6 protein-coding genes are annotated in these 4029 nt (G+C 68.3%); 1 reads left to right on the plus strand and 5 read right to left on the minus strand.

From position 1 onward, the window contains the following. A partial coding sequence (locus AC1DZ6_RS20540) for a flagellin (RefSeq protein WP_477098986.1) occupies nt 1-639 on the plus strand: 639 nt, incomplete at its 5' end. 68 nt (nt 640-707) lie between these two features. Here the strand turns inward: AC1DZ6_RS20540 and AC1DZ6_RS20545 are convergent. The 5 genes from AC1DZ6_RS20545 to AC1DZ6_RS20565 all read right to left on the minus strand — a co-directional run. Next, entirely contained in the window at nt 708-1256 is a 549-nt protein-coding gene (locus AC1DZ6_RS20545) for a GNAT family N-acetyltransferase (RefSeq protein ID WP_477098987.1), read from the minus strand. A 234-nt stretch (nt 1257-1490) separates the two neighbouring features. Continuing rightward, entirely contained in the window at nt 1491-1691 is a 201-nt protein-coding gene (locus AC1DZ6_RS20550) for a hypothetical protein (RefSeq protein WP_477098988.1), read from the minus strand. A gap of 108 nt (nt 1692-1799) precedes the next feature. Beyond that, nucleotides 1800-2210 (minus strand): Rieske (2Fe-2S) protein, encoded by a 411-nt coding sequence (locus tag AC1DZ6_RS20555; RefSeq protein WP_477098989.1) that lies wholly within the window; start codon nt 2208-2210, stop codon nt 1800-1802. After that, on the minus strand, nt 2207-3214 hold the full coding sequence (locus tag AC1DZ6_RS20560) for a fumarylacetoacetate hydrolase family protein (protein WP_477098990.1): 1008 nt from the start codon (nt 3212-3214) through the stop codon (nt 2207-2209). The genes AC1DZ6_RS20555 and AC1DZ6_RS20560 overlap by 4 nt, the downstream gene beginning before the upstream one ends. Before the next feature lie 27 nt (nt 3215-3241). After that, the coding region (locus tag AC1DZ6_RS20565) for a homogentisate 1,2-dioxygenase domain-containing protein (protein ID WP_477098991.1) at nt 3242-4029 on the minus strand (788 nt) is incomplete at its 5' end.

The following is a 4029-nucleotide window of genomic DNA, read 5'->3' on the forward strand; positions in this document are numbered from 1 at the left end:
CTGAACGCCGTGAAGGACTCGCTGCAACGCGGCCAGTCGACCATCGACGTGGCCCTGGCCGCCGGCGACACCGTGACCGACCTGCTGGGCAAGATGAAGGAAAAGGCTCTGGCCGCTTCCGACACCTCGCTGAACACTTCGTCGTTCAACGCCCTGAAGTCCGACTTCAACAGCCTGCGCGACCAGATCACCAAGGCTGTCTCGAACGCCAAGTTCAATGGCGTCAGCATCGCCGACGGCTCGACCACCAAACTGGCTTTCCTGGCCAACTCGGACGGCTCGCAGTTCACCGTCAGCGCCAAGACGATCTCGCTGCTCGGCATCGGCCTCTCGGCCGCTGCGTCGTTCACCACGGCCGCCTCGGCCAAGACGATGATCGACACCGTCAGCAAGGCCCTGGGCACCGCGACCAACAAGCTGGCCTCGCTGGGCACCAGCTCGACCGGCCTGGACACCCACCTGACCTTCGTCGGCAAGCTGCAAGACAGCCTCGACGCCGGCGTGGGCAACCTGGTTGACGCCGATCTGGCCAAGGAAAGCGCCAAGCTGCAGTCGCTGCAAACCAAGCAGCAACTGGGCATCCAGGCGCTGTCGATCGCCAACCAGTCGACCGGTTCGATCCTCAGCCTGTTCCGTTAATCGGACCAAGCCCGAGTTCAGTAGCGTTAGTAAGCGTAAGAAGGGCGGGTCCTCGGACCCGCCCTTTTCTATTGGGGAACGGCCGGCGACAGGGTCTTGCCCATCCGCACCAGCGGCACCTCGACCCCGCTGGAGGTCGGCGCGGAGAACCGCTCGATCTGGTGATAGCCGCAAGCCCGATACAGCGGCTCGCCGGCCATGGTTCCGGCCAGTTCGCACCGCGCGAACCCCTCCCCCGCCGCCGCGGCCTCGCAGGCCTCCAGGACCAGCCGCCCCACGCCCTTCCGGACATGATCGGGGTGAGTGTACATCGCCCGCACCCTGGCCGCGTCGCGGGCCGGATCCAGGAGGGCGGCGTCGCGCCCGGCCGAGTGGTCGCCGCCGAACAGGGTGGCCCGCCGGCTCCAGCCGCCGCAGCCGGCCAAGACCCCGTCCTCCTCGACCACGAAATAGGTGCCGTCGGCGATGAGCTGGCTGTCCAGGCCCATGATATCGAACGAGGCCGCCACTTCGTCAGGCCCCAAAAACGGCCTGAGCAGCTCGCCGATCGACGCGTTCATCAGGTCGCGCAGGGCGGGCAGGTCCTCGGGGACGGCGAGACGAAGGGTCAGGGTCACGGGCGGCTTTCTCCGGCTCGCTCGAACTTGGCGACGCGCGGCGTTCCCGCCAAGACCGTCCGCCCAAGGAAACAAGGGTTTTCAGCTCTGCCTGAAAAAATCCCAATGACAACGTTGTCAAGCGTGGAGCACTACGCTATGAAGGTCTCAGCCCTTCTGGGCGTTTCCTCCTATGCGACTTTCGGCCGTCTTCTTCTCCTGAGAAGGCGGCCTTTCTTTTGCGCGCTGTCCAGGTCAGGCTCGCCGGCCGATCCGCGCGAACGCCCCGACCGCCCCCGCCGCGAACATGCCGGTGCGCCAGGCGCTCTCCCGATCCGGCGCCTCGCCCTGAGCGGCGATCCGGGCGTCGAAATCCATCACCTGCCATGTCCATTCGTCGTTGCCGGCATGGATCACCACGGCGTAGTCGCGCACCTGGATCTGGTCGAACGGCATTGGTCGGCTCCCTGCTCTGCCGAGACAGGTCTAGGCCGGCGCGGTCGCCGCATCGTGGCGCGGGTTTCCACGGGCGGCGGATGGACCGTGGAGTTTTCGTGCAGAGCCCTAGGCGGTGACGATCCGCCCGTCCTCGACCCTGACCGGCCACGACGACAGCCGCGCCCCGACGCAGGGGCCGCCGACGCAGGCGCCGGTCTCCGGCTCGAACAGCGCCCCATGCCAGGAGCAGGCGATCAGTCCACCGTCGTCGGTCAGGTAGCGGTCCAGCACCTGGGCCAGCGGCAGGCCGGCGTGCGGGCAGCGGTCGACATAGCCGAACGCCGCCTCGCCCCGGCGCACCACGAAGCCGTGGAAGCGCTTGTCGCCGATCTGCAGCACGTAGTTCCGCGCCCCGGGGTCGGCGATCTGGTCGAGCGGGCCCAGCTTGACGCCCGAAGGCGTGGTCCAGACCCGCCCGCCAACTACGGTTTCTGGGGCCGCCTCCGGCGCGGCTTCCGGCGCGGCCTCCTGGCTCAAATGCGCTCGACCGTCTGCTCGATGGCGCCGAAGATCGTGTGGCCCTTGGCGTCGCGCATCTCGATGCGGACCGTGTCGTCGCCCATCAGGAACTGCGTCTTGGCCGCGCCGCCCACGATGGTCTCTACCGTGCGCAGCTCGGCCAGGCACGAATAGCCCAGCCCGCCCTCGGCGATCGACTTGCCGGGACCACCGTCGGCGCCCCGGTTGCTGACGGTGCCCGACCCCACGATTGTACCCGCCGCCAGGGCGCGGGTCTTGGCGGCGTGGGCCACCAGGGCCCCGAAGTCGAAGGTCATGTCGACCCCGGCGTCGGCCTGGCCGAAGTCCTTGCCGTTCAGGGTGACCAGCAAGGCGCCGTGCAGCTTGCCGTCCTTCCAGGCGTCGCCCAGGGCGTCGACCGACACCGCGACGGGCGAGAAGGCGCTGGCCGGCTTGGACTGGACGAAGCCAAAACCCTTGGCCAGTTCGCCTGGGATCAGGTTGCGCAGGGAGACGTCGTTGACCAGCATGACCAGCGTGATGGCGGCCAGGGCCTCTTCGCGGGTCGCGCCCAGCGGCACATCGCCGACGATCACGGCCACCTCGCCCTCCAGATCGCAGCCCCAGGCGGCGTCGCGCAGTGGGATGGTGTCGCGCGGACCGAGGAACCCGTCCGAGGCGCCCTGGTACATCAGCGGGTCGGTCCAGAAGCTCTCGGGCATCTCGGCCCCACGCGCCTGCCGCACCAGTTGCACGTGGTTCACATAGGCGCTGCCGTCGACCCACTGGTACGCGCGGGGCAAGGGACTGGCCGCGTCGTGCTCGTGGAAACGTTCAAGCGGCACCCCGCCGTCCTCGACGCTGACGGCCAGCGCCTTGAGCATCGGCTCGCAGCGCTCCCAGTCGTCGAGGGCGGCTTGCAAGGTCGGGGCGATCGTGCCGGCGTCGGTGAACCAGGCCAGGTCGTTGGAGACCACCACCAGCCGGCCGTCGCGGCCGCCCTTCAGAGACGCGAGCTTCATGGGCGCTTCCTCTTGCTTCGTTGTTCGTTAGGGCAGCCGAGCTTTGGGGAAGCCCGTCCAGCACGCGTCATAGTCGGCCTGAAGCGCGGAAGTCTCCAGCGCGTATTTCGTGGGGCGGATCACCCAGCGGCTTTCGAACATGAAGGCCATGGTCCCGTCGATCTTGTGCGGCTTCAACTCGGCCTCGCTGGCGCCCTTGTGGCTGGCCACGTCAGGGCCGTGATCGCTCATGGCGTTGTGCAGGCTGGCCCCGCCGGGGCTGAAGCCGCCGGCCTTGGCGTCGTAGGCGCCGTGCACCAGACCCATGAACTCGCTCATCACGTTGCGGTGGAACCAGGGCGGGCGGAAGGTGTGCTCGGCCACCATCCAGCGCGGCGGGAAGATCACGAAATCGACATTGGCCGTGCCCGGGATCTCGCTGGGCGCGGTCAGCACGGTGAAGATCGACGGATCGGGATGGTCGAAGCTGACCGTGTTGATCGTGTTGAACCGCGCCAGGTCGTACTTGTAGGGGGCGAGGTCGCCGTGCCAGGCCACAACGTCCAGCGGGCTGTGGTCCCAGGTCCCCATCCACAGGCCGCCCTGGAACTTCTGGATCACCTGGGTCGGGCGGTCGGTGTCCTCGAAGGCGGCGACGGGGCTGAGGAAGTCGCGGCTGTTGGCCAGGCCGTTCGAGCCGATGGGGCCCAGGTCCGGCAGCTTGAACGCCGCGCCGTAGCTTTCGCAGACATAGCCCCGCGCCGGGCCTGCGATCTCGACGCGGAAGCGGACGCCGCGGGGGATCACCACGATCTCGCCGGGGGCCACATCCAGCC

It is taken from the genome of Caulobacter sp. P1_B12_2 (assembly GCF_056406675.1).

Excerpts from the sequence above, each read along its gene's own strand:
- AC1DZ6_RS20550 (WP_477098988.1), bottom strand. The coding sequence starts at position 1,691 with ATGCCGTTCGACCAGATCCAGGTGCGCGACTACGCCGTGGTGATCCAT.
- AC1DZ6_RS20560 (WP_477098990.1), bottom strand. The coding sequence starts at position 3,214 with ATGAAGCTCGCGTCTCTGAAGGGCGGCCGCGACGGCCGGCTGGTGGTG.